The sequence below is a fragment of the Pseudomonas cavernicola genome, assembly GCF_003596405.1.
Classification (GTDB): domain Bacteria; phylum Pseudomonadota; class Gammaproteobacteria; order Pseudomonadales; family Pseudomonadaceae; genus Aquipseudomonas; species Aquipseudomonas cavernicola.
Genome location: NZ_QYUR01000002.1, coordinates 1,136,742 through 1,163,402, shown reverse-complemented (window position 1 = coordinate 1,163,402; position 26,661 = coordinate 1,136,742). Strand labels below are relative to the sequence as shown.

Annotated in this window: 27 protein-coding genes; 16 read left to right on the top strand and 11 right to left on the bottom strand. The window is 63.9% G+C overall.

The genetic code is table 11. The features are described 5' to 3' along the window. Positions 1-3 precede the first annotated feature (3 nt). From D3879_RS05750 to D3879_RS05735, 4 genes are all read left to right on the top strand, one after another. Complete coding sequence (locus D3879_RS05750) at positions 4-1,395, top strand: aspartate aminotransferase family protein (protein ID WP_119953110.1); 1,392 nt, start codon at positions 4-6, stop codon at positions 1,393-1,395. Between the two features lie 134 nt (positions 1,396-1,529). Beyond that, a complete protein-coding gene (locus tag D3879_RS05745) occupies positions 1,530-2,909 on the top strand; it encodes a glutamine synthetase family protein (RefSeq protein WP_119953109.1) in 1,380 nt (459 codons plus the stop codon). A gap of 100 nt (positions 2,910-3,009) precedes the next feature. Beyond that, complete coding sequence (locus D3879_RS05740; RefSeq protein WP_119953108.1) at positions 3,010-3,768, top strand: SDR family NAD(P)-dependent oxidoreductase; 759 nt, start codon at positions 3,010-3,012, stop codon at positions 3,766-3,768. Between the two features lie 299 nt (positions 3,769-4,067). After that, positions 4,068-4,550 (top strand): acyl-CoA thioesterase, encoded by a 483-nt coding sequence (locus tag D3879_RS05735; RefSeq protein ID WP_119953107.1) that lies wholly within the window; start codon positions 4,068-4,070, stop codon positions 4,548-4,550. A 69-nt stretch (positions 4,551-4,619) separates the two neighbouring features. Here D3879_RS05735 and pdxY read toward each other — a convergent pair whose 3' ends face one another. Continuing rightward, on the bottom strand, positions 4,620-5,486 hold the full coding sequence (gene pdxY / locus D3879_RS05730; RefSeq protein WP_119953106.1) for a pyridoxal kinase PdxY: 867 nt from the start codon (positions 5,484-5,486) through the stop codon (positions 4,620-4,622). 401 nt (positions 5,487-5,887) lie between these two features. Here pdxY and D3879_RS05725 point away from each other — a divergent pair, with 401 nt between their 5' ends. Together D3879_RS05725 and D3879_RS26650 are read left to right on the top strand one after the other, a co-directional pair. Further along, on the top strand, positions 5,888-6,343 hold the full coding sequence (locus D3879_RS05725) for a DUF3301 domain-containing protein (protein WP_119953105.1): 456 nt from the start codon (positions 5,888-5,890) through the stop codon (positions 6,341-6,343). Positions 6,344-6,711: 368 nt separating this feature from the next. After that, positions 6,712-7,215 (top strand): hypothetical protein, encoded by a 504-nt coding sequence (locus D3879_RS26650; RefSeq protein WP_177412374.1) that lies wholly within the window; start codon positions 6,712-6,714, stop codon positions 7,213-7,215. A gap of 149 nt (positions 7,216-7,364) precedes the next feature. Here the strand turns inward: D3879_RS26650 and D3879_RS05715 are convergent, their stop codons facing one another. Further along, positions 7,365-8,243, bottom strand: a complete 879-nt coding sequence (locus tag D3879_RS05715; RefSeq protein WP_119953103.1) for an alpha/beta fold hydrolase — start codon at positions 8,241-8,243, stop codon at positions 7,365-7,367. 101 nt (positions 8,244-8,344) lie between these two features. Between D3879_RS05715 and D3879_RS05710 the strand changes: the two genes are divergently transcribed. The 4 genes from D3879_RS05710 (at position 8,345) to D3879_RS05695 (ending at position 13,539) form a co-directional block, all read left to right on the top strand. Continuing rightward, positions 8,345-10,108: a sensor histidine kinase gene (locus D3879_RS05710; protein WP_119953102.1), complete on the top strand. Its 1,764-nt coding sequence runs from the start codon at positions 8,345-8,347 to the stop codon at positions 10,106-10,108. Next, entirely contained in the window at positions 10,105-11,466 is a 1,362-nt protein-coding gene (locus D3879_RS05705; protein WP_119953101.1) for a sigma-54-dependent transcriptional regulator, read from the top strand. Before D3879_RS05710 ends, D3879_RS05705 begins: the two co-directional genes overlap by 4 nt. A 133-nt stretch (positions 11,467-11,599) precedes the next feature. Continuing rightward, positions 11,600-11,887, top strand: coding sequence for a DUF559 domain-containing protein (locus D3879_RS05700; RefSeq protein ID WP_338014868.1), 288 nt, complete (start codon positions 11,600-11,602; stop codon positions 11,885-11,887). Between the two features lie 338 nt (positions 11,888-12,225). Further along, the gene (locus tag D3879_RS05695) at positions 12,226-13,539 is read left to right on the top strand and encodes an MFS transporter (protein ID WP_119953100.1); all 1,314 of its coding nucleotides are present in this window, start codon (positions 12,226-12,228) and stop codon (positions 13,537-13,539) included. A 120-nt stretch (positions 13,540-13,659) separates the two neighbouring features. Here the strand turns inward: D3879_RS05695 and D3879_RS05690 are convergent, their stop codons facing one another. Continuing rightward, positions 13,660-14,628, bottom strand: coding sequence for a CobW family GTP-binding protein (locus D3879_RS05690; protein WP_119953099.1), 969 nt, complete (start codon positions 14,626-14,628; stop codon positions 13,660-13,662). Positions 14,629-14,696: 68 nt separating this feature from the next. On the opposite strand from D3879_RS05690, the gene D3879_RS05685 reads away from it, so the two are divergent. Continuing rightward, a complete protein-coding gene (locus D3879_RS05685) occupies positions 14,697-15,050 on the top strand; it encodes an NADH:ubiquinone oxidoreductase (protein ID WP_119953098.1) in 354 nt (117 codons plus the stop codon). Between the two features lie 43 nt (positions 15,051-15,093). Here D3879_RS05685 and D3879_RS05680 read toward each other — a convergent pair whose 3' ends face one another. Genes D3879_RS05680 through dksA form a run of 3 tightly spaced genes read right to left on the bottom strand, consistent with a single transcriptional unit; the run spans position 15,094 to position 17,415 of the window. After that, positions 15,094-15,753, bottom strand: coding sequence for a DUF1826 domain-containing protein (locus D3879_RS05680; RefSeq protein WP_119953097.1), 660 nt, complete (start codon positions 15,751-15,753; stop codon positions 15,094-15,096). Further along, positions 15,753-16,958 (bottom strand): zinc metallochaperone GTPase ZigA, encoded by a 1,206-nt coding sequence (gene zigA / locus D3879_RS05675; RefSeq protein WP_119953096.1) that lies wholly within the window; start codon positions 16,956-16,958, stop codon positions 15,753-15,755. The genes D3879_RS05680 and zigA overlap by 1 nt, the downstream gene beginning before the upstream one ends. Positions 16,959-17,007: 49 nt before the next feature. Beyond that, positions 17,008-17,415, bottom strand: coding sequence for an RNA polymerase-binding protein DksA (gene dksA / locus D3879_RS05670; protein WP_119953095.1), 408 nt, complete (start codon positions 17,413-17,415; stop codon positions 17,008-17,010). A 78-nt stretch (positions 17,416-17,493) separates the two neighbouring features. Here dksA and folE2 point away from each other — a divergent pair, with 78 nt between their 5' ends. The 4 genes from folE2 to D3879_RS05650 are packed head-to-tail and all read left to right on the top strand — an operon-like array spanning position 17,494 to position 20,822. After that, entirely contained in the window at positions 17,494-18,390 is an 897-nt protein-coding gene (folE2, locus tag D3879_RS05665) for a GTP cyclohydrolase FolE2 (protein WP_119953094.1), read from the top strand. Continuing rightward, the gene (locus tag D3879_RS05660) at positions 18,387-19,055 is read left to right on the top strand and encodes a metal ABC transporter ATP-binding protein (protein WP_119953093.1); all 669 of its coding nucleotides are present in this window, start codon (positions 18,387-18,389) and stop codon (positions 19,053-19,055) included. The genes folE2 and D3879_RS05660 overlap by 4 nt, the downstream gene beginning before the upstream one ends. Then, positions 19,055-19,918 carry a metal ABC transporter permease gene (locus tag D3879_RS05655; protein ID WP_119953092.1) on the top strand — a complete coding sequence of 288 codons (864 nt, stop codon included), beginning with the start codon at positions 19,055-19,057 and terminating at the stop codon, positions 19,916-19,918. Before D3879_RS05660 ends, D3879_RS05655 begins: the two co-directional genes overlap by 1 nt. A gap of 28 nt (positions 19,919-19,946) precedes the next feature. After that, on the top strand, positions 19,947-20,822 hold the full coding sequence (locus D3879_RS05650) for a metal ABC transporter substrate-binding protein (RefSeq protein ID WP_119953091.1): 876 nt from the start codon (positions 19,947-19,949) through the stop codon (positions 20,820-20,822). 28 nt (positions 20,823-20,850) lie between these two features. On the opposite strand, the gene D3879_RS05645 is transcribed toward D3879_RS05650, so the two are convergent. Then, entirely contained in the window at positions 20,851-21,372 is a 522-nt protein-coding gene (locus D3879_RS05645) for a DUF3617 domain-containing protein (RefSeq protein WP_119953090.1), read from the bottom strand. A gap of 236 nt (positions 21,373-21,608) precedes the next feature. Between D3879_RS05645 and cls the strand changes: the two genes are divergently transcribed. Continuing rightward, positions 21,609-23,048: a cardiolipin synthase gene (gene cls / locus D3879_RS05640; protein WP_119953089.1), complete on the top strand. Its 1,440-nt coding sequence runs from the start codon at positions 21,609-21,611 to the stop codon at positions 23,046-23,048. A gap of 224 nt (positions 23,049-23,272) precedes the next feature. On the opposite strand, the gene cfaB is transcribed toward cls, so the two are convergent. The 4 genes from cfaB to bufA2 form a co-directional block, all read right to left on the bottom strand. Beyond that, entirely contained in the window at positions 23,273-24,463 is a 1,191-nt protein-coding gene (gene cfaB / locus D3879_RS05635) for a C17 cyclopropane fatty acid synthase CfaB (RefSeq protein WP_119953088.1), read from the bottom strand. 88 nt (positions 24,464-24,551) lie between these two features. Beyond that, a complete protein-coding gene (locus D3879_RS05630; RefSeq protein WP_119953087.1) occupies positions 24,552-25,352 on the bottom strand; it encodes an HvfC/BufC N-terminal domain-containing protein in 801 nt (266 codons plus the stop codon). Next, positions 25,343-26,188: an MNIO family bufferin maturase gene (bufB, locus tag D3879_RS05625; RefSeq protein ID WP_119953086.1), complete on the bottom strand. Its 846-nt coding sequence runs from the start codon at positions 26,186-26,188 to the stop codon at positions 25,343-25,345. The genes D3879_RS05630 and bufB overlap by 10 nt, the downstream gene beginning before the upstream one ends. Before the next feature lie 58 nt (positions 26,189-26,246). After that, positions 26,247-26,501 carry a BufA2 family periplasmic bufferin-type metallophore gene (gene bufA2, locus D3879_RS05620; protein ID WP_119953085.1) on the bottom strand — a complete coding sequence of 85 codons (255 nt, stop codon included), beginning with the start codon at positions 26,499-26,501 and terminating at the stop codon, positions 26,247-26,249. Positions 26,502-26,661 lie beyond the last annotated feature (160 nt).

Sequence of the window (26,661 nt, the reverse complement as noted above, 5' to 3'; positions counted from 1 at the left end):
AAAATGACCGCCAGTGGTATCAGCGAAAGCGCCGTGGAAACCTTAGCCGCCCGTGAGCGTGCACGTTTCCTCGAACAGAATCCCAAATCCATCGCCCTCGCCGAGCGCGCCCGCCACTCGCTGTTCGGCGGCGTGCCGATGCACTGGATGAGCGACTGGTCGACGCCTTCGCCGCTGTTTGTCAGCCGCGCCCAAGGCGCGCGCTTCTATGACGTCGATGGCCACGACTACGTCGACTTCTGCCTTGGCGACACGGGCAGCATGTTCGGCCATTCGCCGGCACCGATTGCCCGCGCGCTCGCCGAACAAGGCGGCAATGGCCTGACCACCATGCTCCCCGGCGAAGATGCGGTAGTCGCTGGCGAGCTGCTCGCCGAGCGCTTCGGCCTGCCCTATTGGCAAGTCGCGACCACCGCCACCGATGCCAACCGCTTCGTTCTCCGCTGGGCGCGGGCGATCACCGGGCGCAAGGTGGTTCTTGTGTTCGACGGCTGCTACCACGGCACCGTCGATGACGTGATGGTGCGGCACAAGAACGACCGCACCGTGCACCGCCCCGGCCTGCTCGGCCAGGCCTACGACCTGACCCAATACAGCCGCGCCGTACCCTTCAACGACCTCGCCGCCCTGGAAGCGGCCTTGGCTCAAGGTGACGTGGCGGCGGTGCTCTGCGAGCCGGCGATGACCAATATCGGCATGGTCCTGCCCGAGCCCGGTTACCACGCCAAGCTGCGCGAGCTGACCCGCCAGTACGGCACGCTGCTGATCATCGACGAAACCCACACCATCTCCACCGGCCCCGGCGGCTGTACCCGCGCCTGGAACCTCGAGCCGGACTTCATCACCCTCGGCAAACCGATCGCCGGTGGCGTGCCCTGCTCGGTCTACGGTTGCAGCGCGGAAATGGCCACGGCCATGCAACTGGCCCGCAGCCACGCCAGCGAGCACGGTGAAGGCCACGGCCACAGCGGCATGGGCACCACGCTGTCGGCCAACGCTCTGGCCATGCACTGCATGCGCACCAACCTCAGCGAAGTGATGACCGAGGCCGCGTATGCGCACATGCTGCCGTTGGCCGCGCGCCTGGCGGCCGGCTTTCGCCAGTTGATCGACAAACACGCGCTCAACTGGTCGGTGACCGAACTTGGCGCCCGCAGCGAGTTCCAATTCTGCGCGCAGTCGCCGAAAACCGGCGCCGACGCCGAAGCGGCCTTCCATGACAGCCTGCAGATGACCCTGCACCTCTATTTGATCAACCGCGGCATCCTCATCACGCCGTTCCACAACATGACCCTGTGCTGCCCCGACACCAGCGTCAGCGATGTCGATCGCCTATTGGCTACGCTGGACGAAGCACTGAGCGAACTACTGGCCATCCCCGGCGCGCGGCAATAACCCTCTCTCCCGTTTACGGGGCGAGGAGGCATGCTTTTAGAGCCGCAGGCTCGTGTGCCGATGAGCGCCTGAACGCTCCGCGTTCAGGCCGGGGCGCGGAGCGGGGCGAAAAAACCAGACAACAGGACACCCCCATGCAATTCGCCGACATTAAAGAAGCCCAAGACTTCCTCGCCGCCCATCCCGAGGTGCGCAGCATCGAGTTGTTCATCATCGACACCAACGGCGTGCCGCGCGGCAAGTTGCTGCACCGTGAAGAACTGCTGGCGATCTACGAAAGCGGCCGACCACTGCCGAGCACCATCCTCGGCCTGACCATCAATGGCGATGACGTCGAAGACACCGGGCTGGTCTGGGAAGTCGGCGATGCCGATTGCTGGACCTACCCACTGCCCGGCAGCCTGACCCTGCAACCCTGGCGCCAGCAACCGACCGGCCAGTTGCAGGTGAGCATGCACCCGCAGCACGGCCAGCCCGCCGCCGTCGCCGATCCGCGGCATGTGCTGGTCAAGGTGATCGACGGACTGAAAGCCGAGGGTTATCACCCGGTGATGGCCGTCGAACTGGAGTTCTACCTGCTCGACCGCGAGCGTGGCGAAAACGGTCGGCCGCTTCCGGCGCGCCAGGCCAATGGCTCACGCCCGCATGCCACCCAGGTTTATGGCGTGTATGAGCTGGAGCAACTGCAACCGTTTCTCAATGACCTGTACGACGCCTGCGACGCTCAGGGTCTGCCGGCGCGCACGGCGATTTCCGAATACGCCCCGGGGCAAGTGGAGATCACCCTCGAACACCGCTACGACGCACTGCAAGCCATCGACGAGGGCATTCGTTACAAGCGCCTGGTCAAAGGCGTGGCGAACAAGCACGGCCTGCAGGCCTGCTTCATGGCCAAACCGTTCGGCGATCTGGCCGGCACCGGCATGCACATGCATGTCAGCCTGGCCGATGAGCAGGGCAATAACCTCTACGCCAGCGAGCTTTCTGACCTTGATAGCAACGCAGGCACGCTACTGAAACAGTCCATCGGCGGCATGATGGCCACCCTGCTCGACTCGCTGGCGCTGTTCTGCCCCAACGCCAACTCCTTCCGCCGCTTCCAGGCCAATAGCTATGCGCCGCTGGCGCTGACCTGGGGCATCAACAACCGCACCGTGTCCCTGCGCGTGCCAGGGGGGCCGGCCAAGAGCCGGCATATCGAACACCGTATCTGTGGCGCCGACGCCAACCCCTATCTGGCCGCTGCGGCAATTCTCGCCGGCATCCATCACGGCATCCGCCAGCAGATCGATCCCGGCGCGCCGATCGTGGGCAACGGCTACGCCCAGGCCAAGGAGTTTCTGCCGACCGACTGGCTGACCGCACTGCGCGCACTGGAAGACTCCAGTTGGGCCAAGGAAGTCTTCGGTGCAGAGTTTCTCAAGGTCTTTCTGGCGATCAAGCACGAGGAATACCGCCAATTCATGGGCGAGGTCGGCGAGCAGGATTGGCGCTGGTACCTGACCCAGGCGTGAAGTCGCCCTCCCCGCGCGGGGAGGCCGTAGGGTGGGCTTTAGCCCACCACAAGAGTTGCATCGGTGGGCTGAAGCCCACCTTACAGACTAAGGAGTTCCGATGAGTACCCCCGTAGTTCTTATCACCGGCGCGGCCGGCGGCCTCGGTAGCGCACTGGCCAAGCGCTTTGCCCAAGGCGGCTGGCGCGTGGCCGCCACGGACGTCGACAGCGCCGGCCTGCATGTCCTGAACAACAGCATGCCATTGGCGGCGAGCATGCCGATCGACCTGCGCTCGGCGGCCAATTGCCAGGAGTTGGTCAGTTGCGTGCTCGGCCGTACCGGGCGTCTGGACGCGCTGGTCAACGCCGCCGGCATCTGGCGTGAGGGGCCGGTGGAATCCTTCAGTGAGGAGGACTTCGATCTGGTCATGGCGGTTAATCTGAAGGCCGCCTTCTTCATGTGTTCGGCGGCGATTCCGCACCTGCGCGAAAGCCGCGGCAGCATCGTCAACATCTCCAGCGACGCCGGCCACCAGGGCAACCGCAACGCCGCCGCCTACTGCGCGGCCAAGGGCGGCCTGACCTTGATGGGCAAGACCCTGGCGCTGGATCTGGCCAGCGATGGCATCCGGGTGAACACGGTGTCGCCGGGGGATATCGCCACGCCGATGCTCGATTTCCAGGCCGAGCGCTACGGTGAAGGCAATCCAAAAGCCTATAAACGCCAGCTGCTGGAACTCTACCCGCAGGGCAAAGACGCGCGGTTTATCCGCCCGGATGAAGTCGCCGAGCTGGTCTGGTTCCTCTGCCAGCCCCATGCGGAAGCCATCACCGGCGCCAACCTGGCGATCGATTTCGGCCTCTCGGCCGGCAAGTAACCAGCCCACGGCGGGCAAGGCCGCTCGCCAGCGCCGGCGTGACGAGTCGGCGGGGCGTTGCGTCAGGGTAGAGAGGCCAGTGCCGCATATTGCGGCGCGGCTATCCTAGTGTGCTGTCTCGGAAATACGGTCAAGAATTGGCGAGTGGATTTTGTTGCCAGGCAAGGCGCCGTGACGAGTCATAGCCCAGCTATGGCGAGGAACGGCAACGCGGTATGGCGGCAAAAGACGCCGCCAAAATTGAATCGTTATTTTTGAGACAGCACACCCGTCCCACTCCCCAGCCAAGAGCCTGCCCTATGGAACCCGGAAACGCCCAGCTGTCGATGACCGTGTTGATGACTCCGGACATGGCCAACTTCTCCGGCAACGTGCATGGCGGCACCTTGTTGAAGTACCTCGACGAAGTCGCCTACGCCTGCGCCAGCCGTTACGCCGGGCGGTATGTGGTGACCCTGTCGGTGGATCAGGTGATCTTTCGCGAGCCGATCCATGTCGGCGAACTGGTGACCTTCCTCGCTTCGGTCAACTACAGCGGCACCAGCTCGATGGAGATTGGCGTCAAAGTGGTCACCGAGAACATCCGCGAGCAATCGGTGCGGCATACCAACAGTTGCTTCTTCACCATGGTCGCCGTCGACGACGCCGGTAAACCTACCGCCGTGCCGCCACGGCAGCCGCAAAGCGCCGACGAAAAACGCCGTTTCAAGCAAGCCCAGCAGCGCCGCCAGCTGCGCCAGGAGCTGGAGCAGCGCTATAAGGAAATTCGCGAAGAAGCCTGAGACCAGCCTGTGCCAAGCTAATCGGCAGTGCCTGGTGGCTGGGCGGCACTTGAGTGGTTTGAACTGCCCTTACAGCCGCACCGCCGCAAAGCGTTGCCGCGGGTGGGCGATGCGATCCTGCGCGCGCACCAGCTCCAGCTCCCAACTGGCGCAGGCCTGGGTCTCCAGCAGCACCTCGTGCACTGCCGCAGCGGTGAATTCAAAGGCGGCAAGCGGCTCGTCGCCCAGGAGCAGCCGGGCCAGGAACAACCCCGAAGTCAGGTCGCCCACCCCTACCGGCTGACGCGGGAACGCCAGCAGCGGACGCTGCAAATGCCAGTTCGCCTCGGCGGTCACCAGCAGCATCTCGAAGCAATCGGCGGCCTTGCCGGGGTAGTCCAGGTGCTTGACCAGCACGGCTTGCGGCCCACGCGCCAACAGGGAGCGGGCCATATAGACGCAATCCTGCAGCGACCTCGGCGGGTACCCGGCGAAGCTGTTCAGCTCCAGTTGATTGGGGCAGAGGAAATCGGCGACGGCGGCGGCCTCCTCGAGCAGGAAATGGCTGACTTCCGGGGCGACGCTGCAACCCTTCTCCGGATGGCCCATCACCGGATCACAGAGGTATAGCACCTTGGGGTTGGCCGCCTTGATTCGCGCCAGCCCCTGCAAAATCGCCCGGCCTTGCGCCGCGCTGCCGAGGTAACCGGACAACACCGCATCGCAGCGACCCAGCTCACCAATCGTCGCAATACCTTCGACCAGCGCCGGAATTTGCGCCGACTCCAACACTTCTCCCGCCCACTGGCCATACTGAGTGTGATTGGAGAACTGCACGGTATTCAGCGGCCAGACGTTGACCCCAACACGCTGTATGGGAAAGACCGCCGCGCTGTTGCCGGCATGGCCGAACACCACATGGGACTGGATGGCGAGCAGATGAGGTGTACGTTTCATGCCGGGTTCCTGAACTGTGAACAGACGATTGAAAAAAGTCGCGAGCGACGGCTGCAAGGCGCAACGCAGCGAAGCGGAGTAACAGCCAAAGGCTGGCCCGCAGGACGAGTGTAGCGAGTCAATCAGCCGAGAAGGCGCACGACTGCATGGATGCAGGAGTTAGAGCGAAGCAGGATGCCCGAGCCGAGTTTACGAACTGCAAATGAGCATTCTATTTGCTTCGCTTTTGTCAGGTGGATTTCAGCGCCGCATAGCGCGCGAAGCTCGCAGTAGTTTTTCAACAGCCTGTTAAAGCTGCAATTGTGAGAGCGGAGTATGGCGGCAAATAGCCCCGATGAGACAGGCTGGAGTGCCTGGCTCGCGGCGGGTAAGCTGACCGCCCTTGTTGGAGCGCAACGACCATGCTGACCCTGGGTAATCTGTTCGTGCTGATGTTGTTGGCCGCCGGCGGCGCCTGGCTGTGGCATGCCCATGGCTTGCGCGAACGAGCCTTGGCGAAGGTCAAGCAGCATTGCCAGCAGGCGGAGGTGATTTTGCTCGACGACAACGTCGCCCTGCGCAGAATCGCCCTGCTGCCCGACGCCCGCGGACGTAAGCGTCTGGCGCGGGTCTATGGCTTCGAGTTCACCGTCACCAGCGAACAGCGGCATGCCGGCACCATCACCATGTTCGGCGAGCAAGTCGGACATATCGAACTGGCACCGCACCCGTTTATGGAAAAGCCCAGCACCGCGTTAGAAAAGCCCGACATAGTGCCCGATATAACACCCGACAAAAAACCAGAAAAGCCCGGCACCTCAGCCGAAGTGATCCAGCTCAGCGAGTGGCGCCGCACGCATGACAAGTGGCACCACTGAACTACGCCAGCGTTAGTGGCCTGTGTGGCGGCATTGCCCTTCGTCTTGGCTGCAAGAACGAATTTCTGCAGCAGGTAGGGTGGATTAGCCGCGCAGCGGCGTAATCCACCAAAGGGGGCAAACAATCAACGCCAAGCACAAGGCGAGGCGTTCGAGCGATTCGAAGTCCTAACGGCCAGTTGGTTCGCGGCAAGCGGTGGAAGCCCCTTCGGGGATTCCACCCTACTAATTCCACTAGCATCTAGTTAGAGCGGCCCCAACGCGCGCACGCCGGCCCATGCGAAGGCATGGCCTTTCGTCTTGGGTGCAAGAACAAATTTCTGCACGCGCGGTCTTACCTCCACGTGATCGATTGCCCAGGAGGCATCATGCTTATTAAGAAGAAAACACTGTTGGCCGTGGCGGCCTGCACGATGATGTTCGGCTCGGCCGCCCTGCTCCCCAGCGAAATGTCTTTCATCTCCGCTGCCCATGCAAAAGGCGGAAATGGTGGCGGTGGCGGTGGCGGTGGCGGTGGCGGTGGCGGACATGGTGGCGGGCATGGCGGCGGACACGGCGGTGGGCATGGCGGCGGACAGGGTGGTGGCAATGCGGGCGGGCATTCCGGCAGCCACAGCAGTAACGGCCAGGGCGCCGGCCTGAGCAGCGACCACTCCGGAAGGGCGGTCAGAACGGGGGATGACCACAGCAACCACTACGGCAGAGATCGGGCGGATGACTCTGAGCATGGCTCGATCACCTCCGGCGTCGCCAACTCGAAGGACACCCGCGGGCTGACCAAGGCCACTGCCATTTCGGATACCACCCCCGGCGATCACAACATGAAAGGCTTGGGCAACGCCGCAACCTCAACATCCAAGAACGACCGCTGATTTCCGGGAGTTCCGCCGGGCGCGCCGTCCACGGATGACGCACCCGACCTCCTCCAGCCCCGTCTTTCGTGTTTCTTGGGCGCCTCATGGAGTTCCGAGGAAACCGACGCCGTTGTTCACTGCCAATTAAGCGGCGGGGCTTGCCCAGCTCAACTGTGCTGCAAGAGGAAATTGGCGACGCGCTCGGCGCAATCCTGCGGGGCTTCCTGCATAAAGCAGTGCCCGCCGGACACCACCTGGGCACTGACGTGGGCATTCAGCACCGTTACCCGCGCCACCGCCTTGGCGACAAAGGGATAGCTTTGCTGACCATGCAGAATCTGCGTTGGCGTCACGATCTTGCCCAGCGACGGCCACAGCCGGCGCGGGTAGGAGCTGAAGATTTCCACCTCACGGCTCGGCCGGCATTTCAACTCGACACCGCCCTCTACCTCCTTCAGCGCATGCTCGACGTAGGCCCACAGCGCCGCATCGTCCCAGCCCTTGAAGATGCCGCGACCATACAGCCCCGCATAGGCCGCGGCACGGTCCGGCCACTGTCGGCGGCGAGCGGCGGACTTGCGCGCCAAGGTGCTGCGGCGATGCAGACCGAGCACTTCGGACAGCGCCATCACGCCGATCAGCGCCGGTGGAAACAGCACCGGGTCGAGCAGCACCGCGCGCTGAAACAACTGCGGATGTTTGGCCAGGATCAAACTGCTGAGCACCCCGCCAAAACTGTGCCCGACGGCAAAGCAGGGTACTTCGCCGAATATGCCGCGGCCGCTCTCGAAGGCCTCCAGCGCCAGTTCGGCACTGCGGTTCCAGCCGTGGAAACGCCCGCCGTGATCGCTGTCGCCATGGCCCTGGATATCGCACAGCCAAAGGTCGAAGTCCGCCGCCAAACGTTTGAGCAGCGGCTCGTAAGCGCGCCCACAAAAACCATTGCCATGCAGAAAATGCAGCACCGGTTTACCCGAAGGCGGGCTGTGCCAGCCACGCAGGGTGAAATCGGCAGAAGTGGGATGCGACCAGGAGAGCAACTGCATGGGAACGCCTCGAAAAATCAGCCGACAGTTTAACGGCGCAGCGCAGGCCAAGGCATCGTCGGCTTCACCTTGGCTGCGCCGACTTGCTATCGTCGCCGCCCATGACGATCAATTCCCGCCTATTACGCTTCGCTCTCTTCAGTCTGCTTATCCTGGCCGGGATGCTGCTGAGCGGCGCTCTTGCCCTGCATCAGGGCGAACGCCGCGCCCTGCTCGATGAGGGCCAGCAAACGCGCGAACAACTGGGGCTCTACGCCGAGTCCCTGCACACCCTGATCGAGCGCTATCGCGCCTTGCCGGCGGTGCTGGCACTGGACCCGGAATTACGTGCGGCATTACGCGGCCCTGTCAGCGGTGAGCTGCAACTACACCTCAACCGTAAGCTGGAGCAGATCAATGGCGCGGCCAACTCCTCGACCCTCGAACTGCTGGATCGCAACGGCCTGGCGGTAGCGGCGAGCAACTGGCGTCTGCCGACCAGTTACGTCGGCCACAACTACGGCTTTCGCCCGTATTTCCTCGAAACCCGCACCAAGGGCAGCGGACGCTTCTACGCGGTGGGGGTAATCAGTGGCATTCCCGGCTATTTCCTCTCCCAGGCGGTGCTCGGCGATGCCGGCGAGTTTCTCGGCGCCATGGTGGTCAAGCTTGAGTTCCCCGGCCTCGAGCGGGAGTGGAGCCAGCGCCCGGACATCATCTTGGTCAGCGACGCCAAAGGCATCGTATTCATCGCCAATCATGAGGACTGGCGCTACCGCGAGCTGCTACCGATCTCCAGCCAGGGTCGCGCCGAATTGAGCAGCACCCGCCAATACGACAAAAGACCGCTGGTGCCCTTGCGCCACCGCAGCCTGCAGGACTTCAGCGCACACAGCCGCCTGGCCCGGGTCGACGGCCCCGAGGGCCGCCACGACTATCTGTGGGAGTCGCTGCCGCTGGAGCACGAAGGCTGGACCCTACACCTGCTGCACCGACCGCAAACCGCCACCGCCAGCGCCCGCAATGCTGCCCTCGCCGCCAACGGCGCCTGGTTGGCGCTGGTGTTCCTCGGCCTGTTCCTGCACCAGCGCTGGCGTCTGGCGCGCCTGCGCCAACGCAGCCGTACGGAGCTGGAACGCCTGGTAGAGGAACGCACCGCCGCCCTGCGCACCGCCCAGGATGGCCTGGTGCAAGCGGCCAAACTGGCGGCGCTGGGGCAGATGTCCGCCGCCCTGGCCCACGAGATCAACCAGCCGCTGACCGCCCAGCGCATGCACCTGGCCAGCCTGCGGCTGCTGCTCGCGCACGGCCGCACGGATGAGGCACAGCAGGCCCTACTGCGCCTGGATGAACTGCTGGAACGCATGGCCGCGCTCACCGGCCACCTGAAGACTTTCGCCCGCAAAAGTCCCGGCGGCCTGCACGAGCGCGCGGATCTGGCGCAGGTGGTGGATCGCGCCCTGCAACTGTTGGAACCGCGCCTGCGGGGCGCCGAGGTGGCCATCGAACTGCACCTGGCGCGGCCGGCCTGGGTGCGTGGCGATGCCATCCGTCTCGAGCAGGTACTGGTCAACCTGCTGCGCAATGCCCTCGACGCCACCGCCAAGCAGGCCCGGCGCGAGTTGCAGGTAGGCATCCAGGCCGAACACGGCCAGTGGCTGCTGACCGTGGCCGATAATGGCGGCGGCATCGCCGCCGAACACCTGGGCAGCGTGTTCGATCCGTTCTTCACCACCAAGCCGGTCGGCGACGGGCTCGGCCTCGGGCTGGCGGTGTCCTACGGTATCGTCATGGAGCAGGGCGGCCGCCTGGAAGCCTGCAACCAGGGTGCCGGCGCGCTGTTCAGCCTGCGCCTGCCCGCCGTCTTAGACGAGGAACCGCAATGACCCACCAGCTGACCAACCAGCCGATCAACTCGGTGATCCTGATCGACGACGAAGCCAGCATCCGCGAAGCGGTGCAGCAGTGGCTGCAGCTGTCCGGCTTTCAGGTGCAGCTATACCGCCGCGCCGAGGATTGCCTGCAGAACCTCGACCCCGACTTCCCTGGCGTGGTGCTCAGCGACGTGCGCATGCCCGGCCTCGACGGCCTCGGCCTGCTGCAACGCCTGCAAGCGCTGGACCGCGACCTGCCGGTGATCCTCCTCACCGGCCACGGCGACGTGCCGATGGCGGTCGACGCCATGCGTCAGGGCGCCTACGACTTTCTGGAAAAACCGTTCAGTCCGGAAACCCTGCTGAGCAGCCTCAAGCGCGCCTTGGAGAAACGCCAACTGGTGCTGGAGAACCGTCGCCTGCATCAACAGGCCGACCACAAACAGCAGCTCGAAACCCGCCTGCTGGGCTTCTCGCGCGGCCTGGAAACCCTGCGCCGGCAGGTGCTGGAGCTGGCGCAGATGCCGGTCAACGTGCTGATCCGCGGCGAGACCGGCAGCGGCAAGGAGCTGGTGGCCCGCTGCCTGCATGATTTCGGTCCGCGCGCGGGTCAGCCCTTCGTCGCCCTCAACTGCGCGGCGATCCCCGAGGGCCTGTTCGAGAACGAGCTGTTCGGCCACGAGAGCGGTGCCTTCACCGGCGCCCAGGGCAAACGCATCGGCAAGATCGAGCACGCCGACGGCGGCACGCTGTTCCTCGATGAGATCGAGAGCATGCCGCTGGCACAACAGGTCAAGCTGTTGCGCGTGTTGCAGGAACAACGCCTGGAGCGCCTCGGCTCCAATCAGAGCATCGCCGTCGACCTGCGGGTGATCGCCGCGACCAAGCCTGACCTGCTGGAGGAAGCCCGCGCCGGGCGCTTCCGCGAGGACTTGGCCTACCGCCTGAATGTCGCCGAACTGCGCCTGCCGCCACTGCGCGAGCGCCGCGAGGACATCCCTCTGCTATTCGAGCATTTCGCCCACAACGCCGCCGCCCGTCTCGGCCGCAAGGTCCAGCCCCTCAGCGGCAGCGAGTTGAGCCAACTGCTCAGCCAACCCTGGCTCGGCAACGTGCGCGAACTGGCGAATGCCGCCGAACGCCATGTGCTCGGCCTCGACTCACCCGGGGCGGCCAGCGACAGCGCCGCCCAGTCGCTGGCCGAACAGCTGGAGGCCTTCGAGGCCCAGTGCCTGCGCGGCGCCCTGGCGCGCCACCGGGGCGAGATCAAGGCGGTGTTGGCAGAACTGCAACTGCCCCGCCGCACCCTCAATGAGAAGATGCAGCGCCACGGGCTGGCCCGTGGCGAGTTTTTTGCTGACGATAAATAGGGGATTTGCACGCCCTCCCTCTCCCCCAACCCCTCTCCCATAAATGGGAGAGGGGAGCAAAGTCAATGACGAGTAAGGACACTCAGCATGGATCTACGCCATAACGCCAGGCACCTACGCAGCACCATGACCGATGCGGAACAGCGTCTGTGATATCACCTGCGCGCTCAGCGCTTCATGGGGTCTGAAGTTCAAGCGGCAAAAACCCATGGGCCGCTATATCGTCGACTTCGTTTGCCTAGAGCATTTTCTGATCATCGAATTGGATGGCAGTCAGCATCAGCTACAACAATCGCGCGACATCGCCCGTGATCGCTATTTCACGGAGCGAGGCTTCAGGGTTCTACGCTTTCGGAATCACGAAGCACTTGGGCAAACTGAGGCCGTACTGGATCAGATCAGGCTGACGATCTCGACTTGAAGTACCTTCACGCCCCTCTCCCGTTTACGGGGCGAGGCGGCATGTTTTCGAGCCACAGGCTCGGATGCCGATGAGCGCCTGAACGCTGCGCGTTCGGGCCGGGGCGCAGAGCGGGGGCTGGGGGCGCCCGGCTAGGGGAGAGGGCCACCCCCCTTTGTATCGGCGGATTTCCGCTTATCCCGTCAAATCCATCGGCAGTTTTCCGCTCATTTACAGCCAGAAATTCTAACCAAACCCCTCTAGATCACGCCTTTCCACCCCTGGCACAGCTCTTGCCATTGCCTCTGTCCCGGCCGTGTTGCCACGCGCCCACGACAACAATGACAAGAGGATTCGTGATGGACAGCTCCAGCACCCTTTCTGCATCTGCCAGCCCAGCGGAGTCGAAGACCACTTCGCAGCGGCTCAAATCAATTTTCAGTGGCTCGGTCGGCAACCTCGTCGAGTGGTACGACTGGTACGTCTACGCCGCCTTCTCGCTGTACTTCGCCAAGGCTTTCTTCCCCCAGGGCGACCTCACCGCACAACTGCTCAACACCGCCGCGATCTTCGCCGTGGGCTTCCTGATGCGTCCGGTCGGCGGCTGGCTGATGGGCATCTACGCCGACCGCAAGGGCCGCAAGGCGGCGCTGGTGGCCTCGGTGCTGCTGATGTGTTTCGGCTCGCTGATCATCGCCCTGACCCCCAGCTACGAGACCATCGGTGTCGCCGCGCCGGTCCTGCTGGTATTCGCCCGTCTGCTGCAGGGCCTGTCGGTCGGCGGTGAATACGGCACCTCGGCCACCTACCTGTCCGAGATGGCGACCAAGGAGCAGCGCGGCTTCTTCTCCAGCTTCCAGTACGTCACCCTGATCTCCGGCCAACTCATCGCCCTGGCGGTGCTGATCCTGCTGCAACAGACCCTGAGCGTCGAACAGCTGGAAAGCTGGGGCTGGCGCGTGCCGTTCTTCATCGGCGCGCTGTGTGCGGTAGTCGCCATGCTCCTGCGCCGCGACATGGAGGAAACCGACTCCTTCACCAAGAAGAAGGACAAACCCAAGGAAAGCCTGTTGCGCACCCTGCTGCGCCACCCCAAGGAAGTCCTCACCGTGGTCGGCCTGACCATGGGCGGCACCCTGGCGTTTTACACCTACACCACCTACATGCAGAAGTACCTGGTCAACAGCGCCGGCATGAGCAAGGGCGATGCGACCATGATCTCGGCCGCCACCCTGTTCCTGTTCATGCTGCTGCAGCCGATCGTCGGCGCGCTCTCCGACAAGATCGGCCGCCGCCCGATCCTGATTACCTTCGGTGTGCTCGGCACCCTCTGCACCGTACCGATCCTCAGCACGCTGCAAAGCATCCAGACCTGGTGGGGCGCGTTCTTCCTGATCATGTTCGCGCTGATCATCGTCAGCGGTTACACCTCGATCAACGCGGTGGTCAAAGCCGAGCTGTTCCCCACCGAGATCCGCGCCCTCGGCGTTGGCCTGCCATATGCGTTGACCGTATCGATCTTCGGCGGCACCGCCGAATACATCGCCCTGTGGTTCAAGAGCATCGGCATGGAGAGCGGTTTCTACTGGTACGTCACCGCCTGCATCGCCTGCTCGCTGCTGGTCTACGTGTTCATGAAGGACACCAGAACCAACTCGCGGATGGACGATTGAGGGGGTTGCGGAGCCAAGTAGGGTGGGCTTCAGCCCACCGATACAGGGTGCGTGGTGGGCTGAAGCCCACCCTACCTTCTCAGCGCAGCTAAGCCCCGCGTATCCCAACACCGGGCCTTTCTACTCCAGCTGACAGGCGGCCAGCCCGGCACTGAGCGCCGCCTCATCCTGGGCCTGGCTGAAGATCAGTTCCAGGCGCGAATCCTTACGCCATTCGCTGTTTTGCCAATGGATCGGCTCACCGTTCAAGGCATTGCCGGAGAGCCAGCCGGCATTGGTCTGCAGCACCAGCTTGGCACGCCGCCAGGGCAACGTGGCCAGCCACAACTGCACGCGCATCAACTCGAACCGCTGACTCGGATGCCAGCGCCAACCGATGCTCCAACCCTCCGCCTGCCCCTGGCTTTGACAGATCGGCTGACGGCGGTCGAGCCAGACACTGGACAGGATCGGCGCGTCACTCGATGGCAACGCCTGCTCATCCCCAGCGCTCTCGGCCTGAGCCTGCAGACCAGGCAATTGGGCCAGCGGCAGCACGCCCTGACTGGTCCAGCACCACGGCCGCTGCGGCAGCTCGGCCAGCAGCCGCGCCCGCACCGCGTCATCGAGGTTTTCCGCTTTGTTCAGCACCAGCAAACCCGCCTCGGCCAACGCCGCTTGCTGAGTTTCTGGCAGCGCTTGTCCGGCGGCCAAGGCGGCGGCATCCAGCACCAGCACACTCGGTTGCACCGCCAGCACTCCCGCCCAAGGCGGCTCGTGCAGTTGACGCAAGAGTTCCACCGGGTGGCCAAGACCAGACGGTTCGATCAGCAGGCGATTCGGCTTGGCTTTACGTAGCAAGCGGGCCAGACCAATCTGAAACGGCGCGCCATTCACGCAGCACAGGCAGCCACCGGCGACTTCACCGAGGGCGATGCCATCGTCGCTGCTCGCCAGCAGCGCGGCGTCCAGGCCAATCTGACCGAATTCATTGATCAGCACCGCCCAACGCTCGTGCGCCGGCCGCTGCGCCAGCAACTGGCGAATCAGGCTGGTCTTGCCCGCCCCCAGGGGGCCGGCGATCAGGTGGGTGGGGATATTCTTCAACATGGGCTTATGGTGAGGCCTGTCTGGGGACCGTGCTAGAGTCTCGCGCATTTCGTTCTGGAGGCGTTGTCATGCGTCTGTGGCTTCTCGCACTGTTATCCGCCCTACCCTTGTTCGCCCAGGCCGAAGCCTGTGTGGTGCATAGCCAGGCCGCGCGGCTGGACATCAAGGTCTGCCAGCAAAACCGCAGCATCCCGCCGCAACTGTTTCGCGAAGGCTTTTGCCAGCCGCAACTGCAAGGGCAGAAGGTGGCCGTCGAGTTTGTCGAGCAGTGCCCGATCGGCTCCTTTGGGGTCTGCCGCTCTGCACGAGTCACCGGCACGCCCTACCAGCAGGACATTCATTACTACGGCGTGGCCAGCGATGCAGCCTATCTCAAGCCGGCCTGCGAGAAACAAAGCCAAGGCGTGTGGATGGCCCGTTAGTCACCTGTCCGTCACCTGCCTTGGGCTTACTGCCAGTGCACGCTCAAGCCAGCCAATCCAGGGTGAGGATCAAGCGCCGTTCACCGTCAGCCAGTTGCGGCGAGCGATGGACAATGCCGTAGCCTTCATTACCCAGCCACTTCTCGCCTTTGAACAGCGCCACCTCACCGCTGGCCAACTGCTGGATACGCGCCGGCGCTTGCGGCTCGGCCGCCGGGTCGCCAAGCCGTGCACGATCGATCGCACCCTCGCGCAACCACTGACTGCCGGTCCCGGCATAGGTGGTGATTAGCCGCAGCGGTACATGATCCACGTGAAAGCGCGGGCACATGGCCTTGTCCAGTACCCGCAGGCGCAGGCCAATGCGCTTGGCATCGAGCAAGCAGGCGTAGGCCGACAGCAGCCAGGCAACATCGGCCACGAAATAATCATAGCCGTCCAGATCGGAGAAATTGCCGGCTAATTCACGCAGATTCGGCTCAGCTTCCTGGCCCTCCAGCTCCAGGCTGATGGCCTCTGCCAGCGGCCCAGCCAAAGACAACAACGTGTCGGCGAAACCCGCGACAGGCGCCGGCAGTTGCCTCCGCCAGACCGCTAGGTTGACGCCCTCTTCCAGCGCCTCAGCCAGCACCTGCGGGCTATCGCCGAGCACCTGGCGCGCAACTGGAGTTAACTTACGCGGAGTTAATGGGCGGGCGAGCATCAGGCAGCCTCCGCATGCCAGGGGCCGAACGGGTCCGGCAACTGTTGCCAAGCCTCCACGCCCTGGGCCATTTCGAAGTCGGTCATCTGGCAGGCATCCAATTCTTCATTGAGCTTGGCGAAGTCGATGTTCTGCCCGATAAACACCAGTTCCTGGCGGCAATCACCGACCTCCTTGCTCCAGTTCTGCATGATTGTCTGCACGCCTTCGGCGTCTTGCGGCCACTGGCTCTTGGGCACGAAACGCCACCAGCGCCCGGCGAAACCATGGCGCATCAAACCACCGGCCTGCGACCAGCTACCGGCCTCCTGGTGCTTGCTGGCCAGCCAGAAAAAGCCCTTGGAGCGCAGCAAGCGGCCATTGGTCCACTCACGATTTATGAAGCTGAAAAAACGTTCGGGATGGAACGGCCGCCGTGCCCGGTAGGCGCTCGAGGCAATGCCGTACGCCTCGCTTTCCGCCACATGCTCGCCGCGCAACTCCTTGAGCCAGCCAGGCGCCTGGGCCGCACGCTCGAAGTCGAAACGGCCGGTGTCGAGGATCTTCGCCAACGGCACCTGGCCCATGACCATCGGAATGATTTCCGCCGTGGCGTTCAGGCTGCCGAGGATACTGAGCAGCTCTTCGCGCTCGCTGCTGGAGATCAGGTCAATCTTGTTGAGCAGGATCACATCGGCGAACTCGACCTGCTCGATCAGCAGATCGGTGATCGAGCGCTCATCCTCCTCGCCCAGCACCTCGCCGCGGCTGGCCAGGCTTTCCGCTGCTTGGTAATCGCGCAGGAAATTCAGCCCATCGACCACCGTAACCATGGTGTCCAGCCGCGCCAGGTCGGCCAGGCTTTTGCCGTCTTCAGCACGGAAGGTGAAGGTTTCCGCCACCGGCAACGGCTCGGAAATCCCGGTGGACTCGATCAACAGGTAATCGAAACGACCGTCCTGGGCCAGGCGGCTGACTTCTTCCAGCAGGTCTTCGCGCAGGGTGCAGCAGATGCAGCCGTTGCTCATCTCGATAAGTTTTTCTTCCGCGCGGTTCAGGCTGACATCGCGTTGAACTTCGCTGCCATCGATATTGATCTCGCTCATGTCGTTGACGATCACCGCGACCCGCAGGTTTTCACGGTTCTTCAGCACATAATTCAGCAGGGTGCTTTTGCCGGCACCGAGAAAGCCGGACAGCACGGTCACAGGAAGTCGGTTTTGCATCGGATTTTCCTCATTGGGCGCTTTAGCAGCGGCTCTTGATCAGCGATTTTCATAAGCCCTGACGGACATGGCGCTCGCGCTGCTCTTCACGCTCTTTCGCCTCGACACACAGGGTCGCGGTCGGGCGCAGCAGCAGGCGCGGCAAACCGATCGGCTCGCCGCTTTCGGCGCACCAGCCATATTCGCCACGGGCCAGCAGTTCGAGGGCCTGATCGATCTTGTCGAGCAGCTTCTTTTCCCGCTCCAGCAGGCGCAGCTGCCATTGCCGCTGCTCCTCGGCGCTGCCGATGTCGGCGGGGTCACTGCTCGGTTCCTGTTCGCCCAACAGCGCGAACTCGGCGCTGATGCGCTCCTGTAATTCGTTGCGTTGGCTTAACAGCAGTTCACGGAAAAACCCTTGCTGCGCGTCATTCATGTAGGCCGCAGCCGGTTGGCAGAGCAGTTCTTGTTCGGTCATGGGGCGTCACGTCCGTGGCTTGACTGTATGTTATATTATAACAATATAATTTGACCAATCCCCTCGACAGGAAATCCGATGAACGCTCTAACTCTGCCGGACATTGCCGCGCAGGCGTCCCGGCAAGCGCTGCCGCTGGACTGGGTCGGCATGTGCGGTATCGCGGTGCCGCTGTGGTTGGCGGGACAACGGCTGAATGCACGGGCCGACGCCGGCGTCAGCCTGGATGACGGCGCGGCCCGCGGCATTCATATGTCGCGGCTCTATCTGGCCCTTGAACTGCTGGAGCATGAGCCGCTCTCGCCAGCGCTTCTGCGGCGGGTGCTGCAACACTTTCTAGACAGTCATCAAGGGCTCTCCGCCAGCGCCTCTTTGCGTCTGCACACCGAGGCTCTGCTGAAGCGGCCGGCACTGGTCAGTCCCCTGGCCGGCTGGAAGTCATATCCGGCCAGCATCGCTGCACGCCTGGATTCAAGGGGGTTTCACGTGGAACTGAGCGTCGCCGTGAGCTATTCATCGACCTGCCCGTGCTCGGCGGCGCTGGCGCGGCAGCTGATCCAGCAGCGCTTTAGCCAAGACTTCAGCAGTCGCCCCCTGGAGCACTCTGCGGTGCTGGCCTGGCTGGGCTCGCCGCAGGGGATTGTCGCCACCCCGCATAGCCAGCGCAGCAGCGCCCAGTTGCAGATTCGTCTGAATCCGGCCGCCACGGACTTGCCGCTGGAAGCACTGATCGACCGCGCGGAAGCCACACTGGGCACTGCGTTACAGACCGCGGTGAAGCGCGCCGACGAGCAAGCCTTCGCCCTGGCCAATGGGCAAAACCCGATGTTCTGCGAAGACGCCGCGCGGCGCCTGCATCTGGCCCTGCGCGAACAACCCGAGGTGCATGGCTTGAACCTGCGAGTGGTGCATGCCGAAAGCCTGCACGCGCATGACGCCGTCGCCGAGAGCCGGTGGAACTGGGAGGGCGCATGATCCGCTGCCGCGCACTGCGATGGGGCCCACCCGGCCAGGCACTGACCCCGGCGCTGGACCTGAGCCTGCCCGCTGGCAGCCTGACGGCGGTGATTGGCGCCAATGGCTGTGGCAAAAGCAGCCTGCTCAAGGTCATCGCCGGGTTGCAAAAGCCCCTGGCGGGCCAGGTCGAGTTGGCTGTCCCGCGACGCGGCGGAGTGGGCTTTCTGCCGCAGCAGCAAAGCCTTGACCGGCAGTTTCCAATCAGCTTGGTCGAGTTGGTGGCGGCGGGCCTCTGGCGCGCCCGCCCGTCAGCCACGGATCGCCGTGAACGCTTGCAACAGGTGCTTGCGGACTGGCGTTTGAGCGGCCTGGAACAGCGCCCGTTGCTGGCCCTGTCCGGCGGGGAACTACAACGCGCCCTGCTCGCCCGGCTGAGCCTGACGGAGGCGCCGCTACTGCTCCTGGATGAGCCACACGCGGCACTCGACGAAGCTGGCCAAGCGCTGCTGTGGAAACATATCCAGCGCTGGCATGCCGAAGGCCGCACCCTACTGGTGGTCTGTCACGACCTCGCAGCAGTACGCCGCAACATTCCAACTTCGCTGCAAATCGCCAGCAATGGCTGCACGTTGTCTGCAAGTAAGCAGATTATCGCCCAGCAACCGCAGATGCAGGTGGCCTGATGCTGCTGGCGCAACTGTGGCAACCGTTCAGCGAGTTCGCCTTTATGCGCCGCGCCCTGCTTGGCGGCATCGTGCTCGCCTGCAGCGCTGCGCCACTTGGGGTTTTCCTGATTCTGCGGCGCATGAGCCTGATTGGCGACGCCGTGGCTCACGGCATTCTGCCAGGCGCCGCCCTGGGCTTCTGGGTCGCCGGCCTGAGCCTGCCGGCACTGAGCATTGGCGGCCTCGGCGCGGGGTTGGCGATGGCCGGGCTGGCGGCCTGGATCACCCGCCGCACGGGACTGCGTGAGGACGCTAGCCTGGCGGCGATCTATCCCATTTCACTGGCCAGCGGCGTGTTGATTCTCGGCCTGGCCGGCAAACGCCTGGACTTGCTGCATCTGCTGTTTGGCTCCGCCCTGGCGGTGGATAGCCAGACGCTGACCGGCATGCTCTGGGTTTCTGCACTGAGCCTGCTGTTGCTCGCGCTGATTTATCGCGCACTGTTACTGGACACCCTCGATCCGCTGTTTTTGCGCAGCGTCAGCCGCTTTGGCCCGCTGGCTCACGGCCTGTTCCTGACCCTGGTGGTGCTCAATCTGGTGATCGGCTTTCAAGCCATCGGCGCGCTGATGGTGGTCGGCCTGATGATGCTGCCGGCCGCGGCCGCGCGCTTCTGGAGCCGACGTTTGCCGCGCTTGTTGGTGATCGCCGCGGCACTCGGCAGTGTCGCGGTCTGGCTCGGGTTGTTGCTGTCGTTTTACGCCTCCCTGCCCAGCGGCCCGGCCATCGTGCTGGTCGCCGGCAGCCTGTATCTGCTCTCGGTGGTCTTCGGCCCGGTGCACGGCTTGCTGCGCCAGCCGCCGCTGATCACCTCCCAATGACCCATCGCTCCCCAAGAGGTTTACCCCCATGCGCGGATTAGTCGTGCTGCTCGCCCTGCTGTTGCCGTTATCGCTGTCGGCCGCCGAGAAACTCAAGGTCGTCACCAGCTTCAGCATCCTCGCCGACATGACCGCGCACATCGGTGGCGAGCATATCCAGCTGAGCAATATGGTCGGCGCGGACGCCGACGCCCACACCTACGAACCGACTCCGGATGATGCCAAGGCGCTGCTTAAGGCCGATGTCGTGATCGAGAACGGCCTGGGCTTCGAACCCTGGCTGGATCGCCTGATCGCCAGCACGGCGAGCAAGGCCAAGCTAGTCGTCGCCAGCCGCGGCGTATTGCCGCGCGCACTGGACCAAGGCGGCCAGAGCATTCCCGACCCGCACGCCTGGAATAACCTGGCGAATGCCGAGCTGTACGTGAACAACATCGCCAAGGCCCTGAGCAGCGCCGACCCGGCGCATGCCCAGGACTATTCGCAGAACAGCCAAGCCTATTTGCAGAAGATTTACCCGCTGCTGGCGCTGGCCAAGCAACAGCTCGGCAACCTGCCGGCCGGCAGCCGCAACATCGTCACCTCGCATGACGCTTTCGGCTATCTCGGCCAGGCCTACGGCATCCGCTTCATTGCCCCGCAAGGCCTGTCCACGGAGAGCGAACCTTCCGCCGCCGAAGTCGCGGGCCTGATTCGACAGGTCCGCCAGCAGCACATCAAGGCGGTGTTCGTCGAGAACATCAAGGACTCGCGCCTGCTCGAGCAAATCGCCCAGGAAAGCGGCGCGCAAATCGGCGGCACCCTGTATTCCGACGCCCTCGCAACCTCCGGCCCGGCCAGCAGTTTTATCGGGCTGTTCGAGCACAACCTGAAAACCCTGCATCAGGCTCTGGCGCAGCCATAAGCAGCACGCAGCAGATCATGAACAGGCTCTAAGGCTGGCGCGGTTGTAACGTGCCGCAGTCCGCCGCCAACCACCGCCCGCGGGACTCCAGGCTGCCACTTTGCGGCTGGCCGCCCGCAGTGAAGGTGCTATTGAGTGTGGTGACGAACTCGCGGTCACTGACAAAGCGCGTCTGCCCTTCGCCCTTGCCCTGCGGGCAGCTATAACGGAACTTCCAGAGCTGCGCGCTGCGCTCGGTGATCTGCTGGGTGCAACCGGCCTGCGCACCCAGCAGGGGAATGTTGTCGGTCTTGGCCTGTTCTGCAGTCAGGCAAATGCGCACTCCTTGCCCAGCGATCGCGACCCCCTGCTTCGCCATCGCCTGCTCGGCCATTTGTCGCTGCTCTGCCGGTAAATTACCGAGCAATAGCTCTAGGTTCGGCAACGCCTGACCATTGAGCTGCATGTTGTTCGAGCTGATTTCCCAGAGCCCAGGCTGCAGCGTTTGCGCCTGGGCCAGTTGCGTTAGCAGGCAGATCGCCGCACCAAGGGTAAGAAGGCGGATGTTCATACTCAGGATTCCTTGCAGGGGCTGCTTATGCGGCCGGCGCGACTCGCCCGAATGGCGTGCCATCGACGCCAACCCGCGCTAGCCTACCCAGTAGTAGACGCCGTCAGTGGTCGACAGTTGCAGCGGCGCACGGCAGATGTGCCCATAGCCACCTGCGGCGACACTCTCGGTATACAGTCTCGGGACAACCTGGCCGGCCAGGCCGTGGCTCCCCCGTCGAAGGAAAGTGCTCGCGCATGGATTACAGCATTCCCCCGCTACTCGGCTATCTGCTTGCGCTGGTGCAACTGCTTGGGATCGCCACAGCAATCCATGCGGTGTTCACCGTACGCACTGCGCAAGGTGCGATTGCCTGGGCCATTGCCTTGCTGTTTATGCCCTACCTGACGCTGCTGCCGTATCTGGTGTTCGGGCGCAGCACGTTCGACGCCTACATCAAAGCCCGGCGCCACGCCGACCGCGAAATGCGCAACGCGATGACCAACTTGAACTGGCGCCCCTGGGCAGAAGAAGCCCTGGCGGCACTTGAATCCGAGGCTTACGGCAATCTGCGAGCCATGCCGCGTCTGAGCCGCATGCCGTGCCTGGCGAACAACCAAGTACGCCTGCTGATCGATGGCGAGGCGACCTTCGCGGCGATCTTCGCCGCCATCGGCGCGGCGCGGCAGGCGATCCTCATCCAGTTCTTCACCGTCCATGACGATGCTCTGGGCCGCCGCCTGCAAACCTTGCTGCTGGAGCGCGCCGCGGCCGGGGTCGTCGTCTGCTTGCTCTACGACAGCATCGGTAGCCATGGGTTGCCGCGCAGCTATATCGAACGCTTGCGTAGCGGTGGTGTGCAAATCGAAGCTTTTGCCACCCGCAGCGGGATGCTCAACCGCTTCCAGGTCAACTTCCGCAACCATCGCAAAATCGTGGTGGTGGATGGCGAGTGCGGATTCATCGGCGGGCACAATGTCAGTGACTTATACCTCGGCCTTAAACCGCCGCTGGCGCCCTGGCGCGATACCCATATCGAACTACACGGGCCGGTGGTGGCCTGTCTGCAGGAGTCGTTCGCCGAGGACTGGTTCTGGGCCACCCGGCAGCTGCCACCGCTGATTCTGCCGGAGGCCTATCCCGGCAGTGGGATGCTCTGTCAGGTGCTGACCAGCGGCCCGGCGGATGCGCAGGAAACCTGCTCGCTGTTCTTCGTCGAAGCGATCCATGCGGCGCGCGAACGGGTGTGGATCACCAGCCCGTATTTCATCCCCGACGAGGCCGTGTTCGCCGCCTTACGCCTGGCGGCGCTGCGCAATGTCGACGTGCGTATTCTGCTCCCCGCGCGGCCCGATCACCGCACGGTGTTCGCCGCCTCCAGCCTGTACGCCTTCGAAGCGCTGCATGCCGGTGTGCGCGTGTTCCGCTACCAGCCGGGCTTCCTGCACCAGAAAGTCGTGTTGATCGACCAAGACGCCGCCGCCATCGGCAGCGCCAACCTGGACAACCGCTCGTTCCGACTGAATTTCGAGATCATGTTGCTCACCGTCGATCGTGGCTTTGCAACTGAGGTCGAGCGGATGCTCGAAGACGATTTCGCGCAATCGCGCGAACTGGCCGCCGGCGACGACCAGAATATCCATCGCCTGCGTCAGCTCGGCATGCGGGTAGCGCGGCTGATTTCGCCGATTTTGTAAGAGCCTGTTCATGATCTGCTGCGCGTCGGCCATGCTGCGTTGAAATCGGGCTCAAAATGCACATTTACTACTTGTAAACTGCGCTTTTGACTCGCTTCGCTCGCCCTGCGGGCCAGCCTTTGGCTGTTACTCCGCTTCGCTACGTTGCGCCCGATTTCGCCTTGCCTGACCTTAGCTCGCGAGATCGTGAACAGCCTCTACGGCTGCCCCGTCGCGCGCAGCTTTCAGGTTTCGCGGTACAGATCGGCCCGACTCCAGGGCAGATCGTGCGAGCCATCGCTTAACGGCTTGACCGCCAGAATCTGATGCAGGTTCATCCAGCCTTGGGCAAACCCATAGGCACAGCCGGCCAGGTACAGGCGCCAGATCCGCAGCACCTGCTCCGGCACCAGCGTGGCGGCTTGCGCCAGCTTGCTCTCCAAACGCGCGCTCCAAAACTCCAGGGTGCGGGCGTAATGCCGGCGCAGGCTTTCCACATCCACTACTTCCAGGCCCACCTCGCTGAGGTGCTTAGTCATATTGGCCAGATGCGGCAGTTCGCCGTGGGGGAACACGTAACGGCCGATAAACGCGCCGGCGCCGCGCCCGACCGGGCGGCCATCGGTGTACTTGGCGGTGATGCCGTGGTTCAGCACCAGCCCGCCGGCTCGCACCGCACCGTAAAGGTGCTGACAGTAGAGCGGCAGGTTGGCGTGGCCGACATGTTCGAACATGCCGACGCTGACGACCTTGTCGAAACGACCGTCCTGCGGCAGATCGCGGTAGTCCAGCAGTTCCAACTGCACCTGAGCGTCCAGCCCTTCGGCCGTGACCCGCTCGCGGCCCAAGTCCAGTTGAGCTTGGCTGAGGGTGATGCCGTACACCTGCACGCCGAACTCGCGGGCGGCAAAGCGCGCTAAACCGCCCCAGCCACAACCGACATCGAGCAGACGCTCGCCCGGCTGCAGGCGCAGTTTGCGGCAGAGGTGACGCAGCTTGGCCTGTTGGGCCTGCTCGAGGTCTTCCGTGCCGGTCTCGAAGTAGGCACAGGAGTAGACCATCTCGCGATCCAGCCAGAGTGCGTAGAACTCGTTGGAGAGGTCGTAATGATAGGAAATGGCGGCGGCATCGGTGGCCTTGTCATGCTTGGTGCGCTTCGGCGGGGTCGCCTCACCCTCGCCGAGCAGCGCTTGGCTGAGGATATCGCCGATGCGAATGACTTCGCTGATCGGCCCCTCAAGGCCCAACCGCCCCTCCACGAAAGCGCCGCCCAGCGCATCCAGGCTGGGGTGGGTGAATTGCGCGACCAGGCTCGGATCCTTGAGCACCATGGTGACGCTCGGCGCAGGGCCGAGGTCGAGTTCATGGCCGTTCCACAAGCGCAGCCGCAGTGGCAATTGAAGGTCGCGCAAGGTCGGCGGAAGTTGTGCCAGCATAGGAAGCTCCACGTTCACACTCGTCAGTGCAAGCGTAGTTCAAATGACTCCCACGCCAAGCTAGAGGCTCAACGACCTCGCTATAGGCTCAACAACCTTTGTCTATGACAGACACCCGCTGCAGCAGCCCGTCGCTCAGCCACTGCTTGAGCCAGGAGGCGGCTTGCAGGGCCGGAGCTTCGCCCTGCTCACTGAGCCGGGCACAGAGTTCGGCGAAGCTCCAGCCCTGCACGCCCATGCCCTGCAGCGCCTCGGCTTCCGCCGGGCCCAGGCTGCGGTATCGGCTGACCAGGCCCTGGCGCCAGATCAGACAGACGTGCGGCTGCTCCAGCAGTGTGCTGGCTGGCGTCTCCTCCGCGGCCTTGAGTGCGCGCCACAACGCCAGGCTGTTGTAGTGGCAGACCAGCCACTGCACGCTGGGCAGCAGGCGTACCCGTAGCTCGGGCCAATCCGCGGGCGGCAGCGTGGCCATGCTCTGCAAGGTCAGGGGTTCGCCATCCGCGGCGTCGAAGGCCAGGGTGAAAGCCCATTCCAGACGCGCCAGTTCGGCCAGCGGGGCGCTCTGTGCGGCGACCAGATAGCCGTCGATGAAATCCGCTAGCCGCGCACCCAGCCAGCGCAGGCTGAAATGGCGGGATGGATGGGCTTGCAGATAGGCACTCGCCAGACCCTCGAACTCGTCGTCACCGAGCCAATGGTGCAGGGTCGGGTAGTCTTCGCGCAGGGCATCCAACAGCCGCGCCCGGTAGGCGTTGTGGTAGATCGCCAGGCCTTCCTCGGCGCTCAAGGCGGGGCTGCCGAGCAGGCTGTCGCGCAACGCCGTGTTGGGCTGCGTCTGTACGCCGAGCAGGTAGGCCTCTAGCTCGCGCTGCCAGTCGTTCAGGCGCATGCGGCCTCCGTGCCGAGTGCTATGGCGCCGAGGGCGCGGGCCTGGTCCAGTTCGGCGAGCAGCTCGGCCAAGGGCGGGAAGTGATCGTCGCGCTCCAGCAGGGTGGCGACCGGCCCGAGATGCTGCAGGGTACGCTGATAGAGCTGCCAGACCGGATCGCTGACTGGCTGATCGTGGGTGTCGATCAGGTAGCTGCCGTAGTCGCTATGCCCGGCCAGGTGCAGCTGACGAATCCGCGCGGCCGGCAGCGCGCTGATAAAGTCCCAGGGCTCGAAGCCGTGATTGCGCGCGCTGACGTAGACGTTGTTGACGTCCAGCAGTAACTCGCAGCCACTCAGCTCGCTGAGGGCGGCGAGGAACTGCCATTCGCTGAAATCAGAGTTCGCGGTGCGCACGTAACTGGAGACATTTTCCAGCACCAGCGGCCGCTCTATTACCTCCTGCACCTGGCGCACACGGGCAGCCACATGCTGCAGGCTTTCTTCGGTGTAAGGCAGCGGCAGCAGGTCGTGCAGTTGATGGGCGTTACCGCGGCTCCAACACAGGTGGTCGGAGATCCACTCCGGCTGCACCCGTTCGGCGAGACGCTTGAGCTGCTGCAGGTAGTCGCGATCGAGCGGATGCGGGCCACCGATGGACAGCGACACGCCGTGCATCACCAGCGGGTAGTGCTCGCCGATGGCGTCCAGGTAGTACAGCGCCTTACCGCCCTCGACCAGATAGTTTTCCGAGACGACTTCGAACCAGTCCACCGCCGGGCGCTGCTCGAGTATCTCGTTGTAGTAGGTGCTGCGCAGCCCCAGGCCGTAGCCGAGGCAGGGAGTAGCTGAAGACATGCCGGGCTCCTTCGCCTAAGGGGTCGGGGTGGCCGCCAATCGGCCACCCCGGGCGCACTTACGGACCGACTTTGCCGCCGGCGTTGTTGCACTCAGCCAGGGTCATGCTCTTGAAGCCTTGTCCCTTGCAGGAGCCCTGCCCTTTGCAGGCGTTTTTCGTGGTCTTGCAGTCATTTTTCCCTTTGCAGGCGTTGACGCCGTAACAGTGCACCGACTGGGCTTCCTCGGCGAAGGATTGGGTCGGGATGCTGGCGAACAGTCCAGCGGCCGCCAGGGCCAGGGCGGCGCCAGCAGCGGCAGTCTTGATGGTCATCTTGTTATCCTCATGTGATGGGGGACGTCGGCCGTGGACGGCTGGATCAGGCCCGACACATTGATAGAGTGAAGACAGTTTCTGGCGTTACAGCCAGACGAAAATAATCCCTATGCCTGCGTTTGCGCGCATTGGAAAAATGCAAAACCTAAAGAGCCTC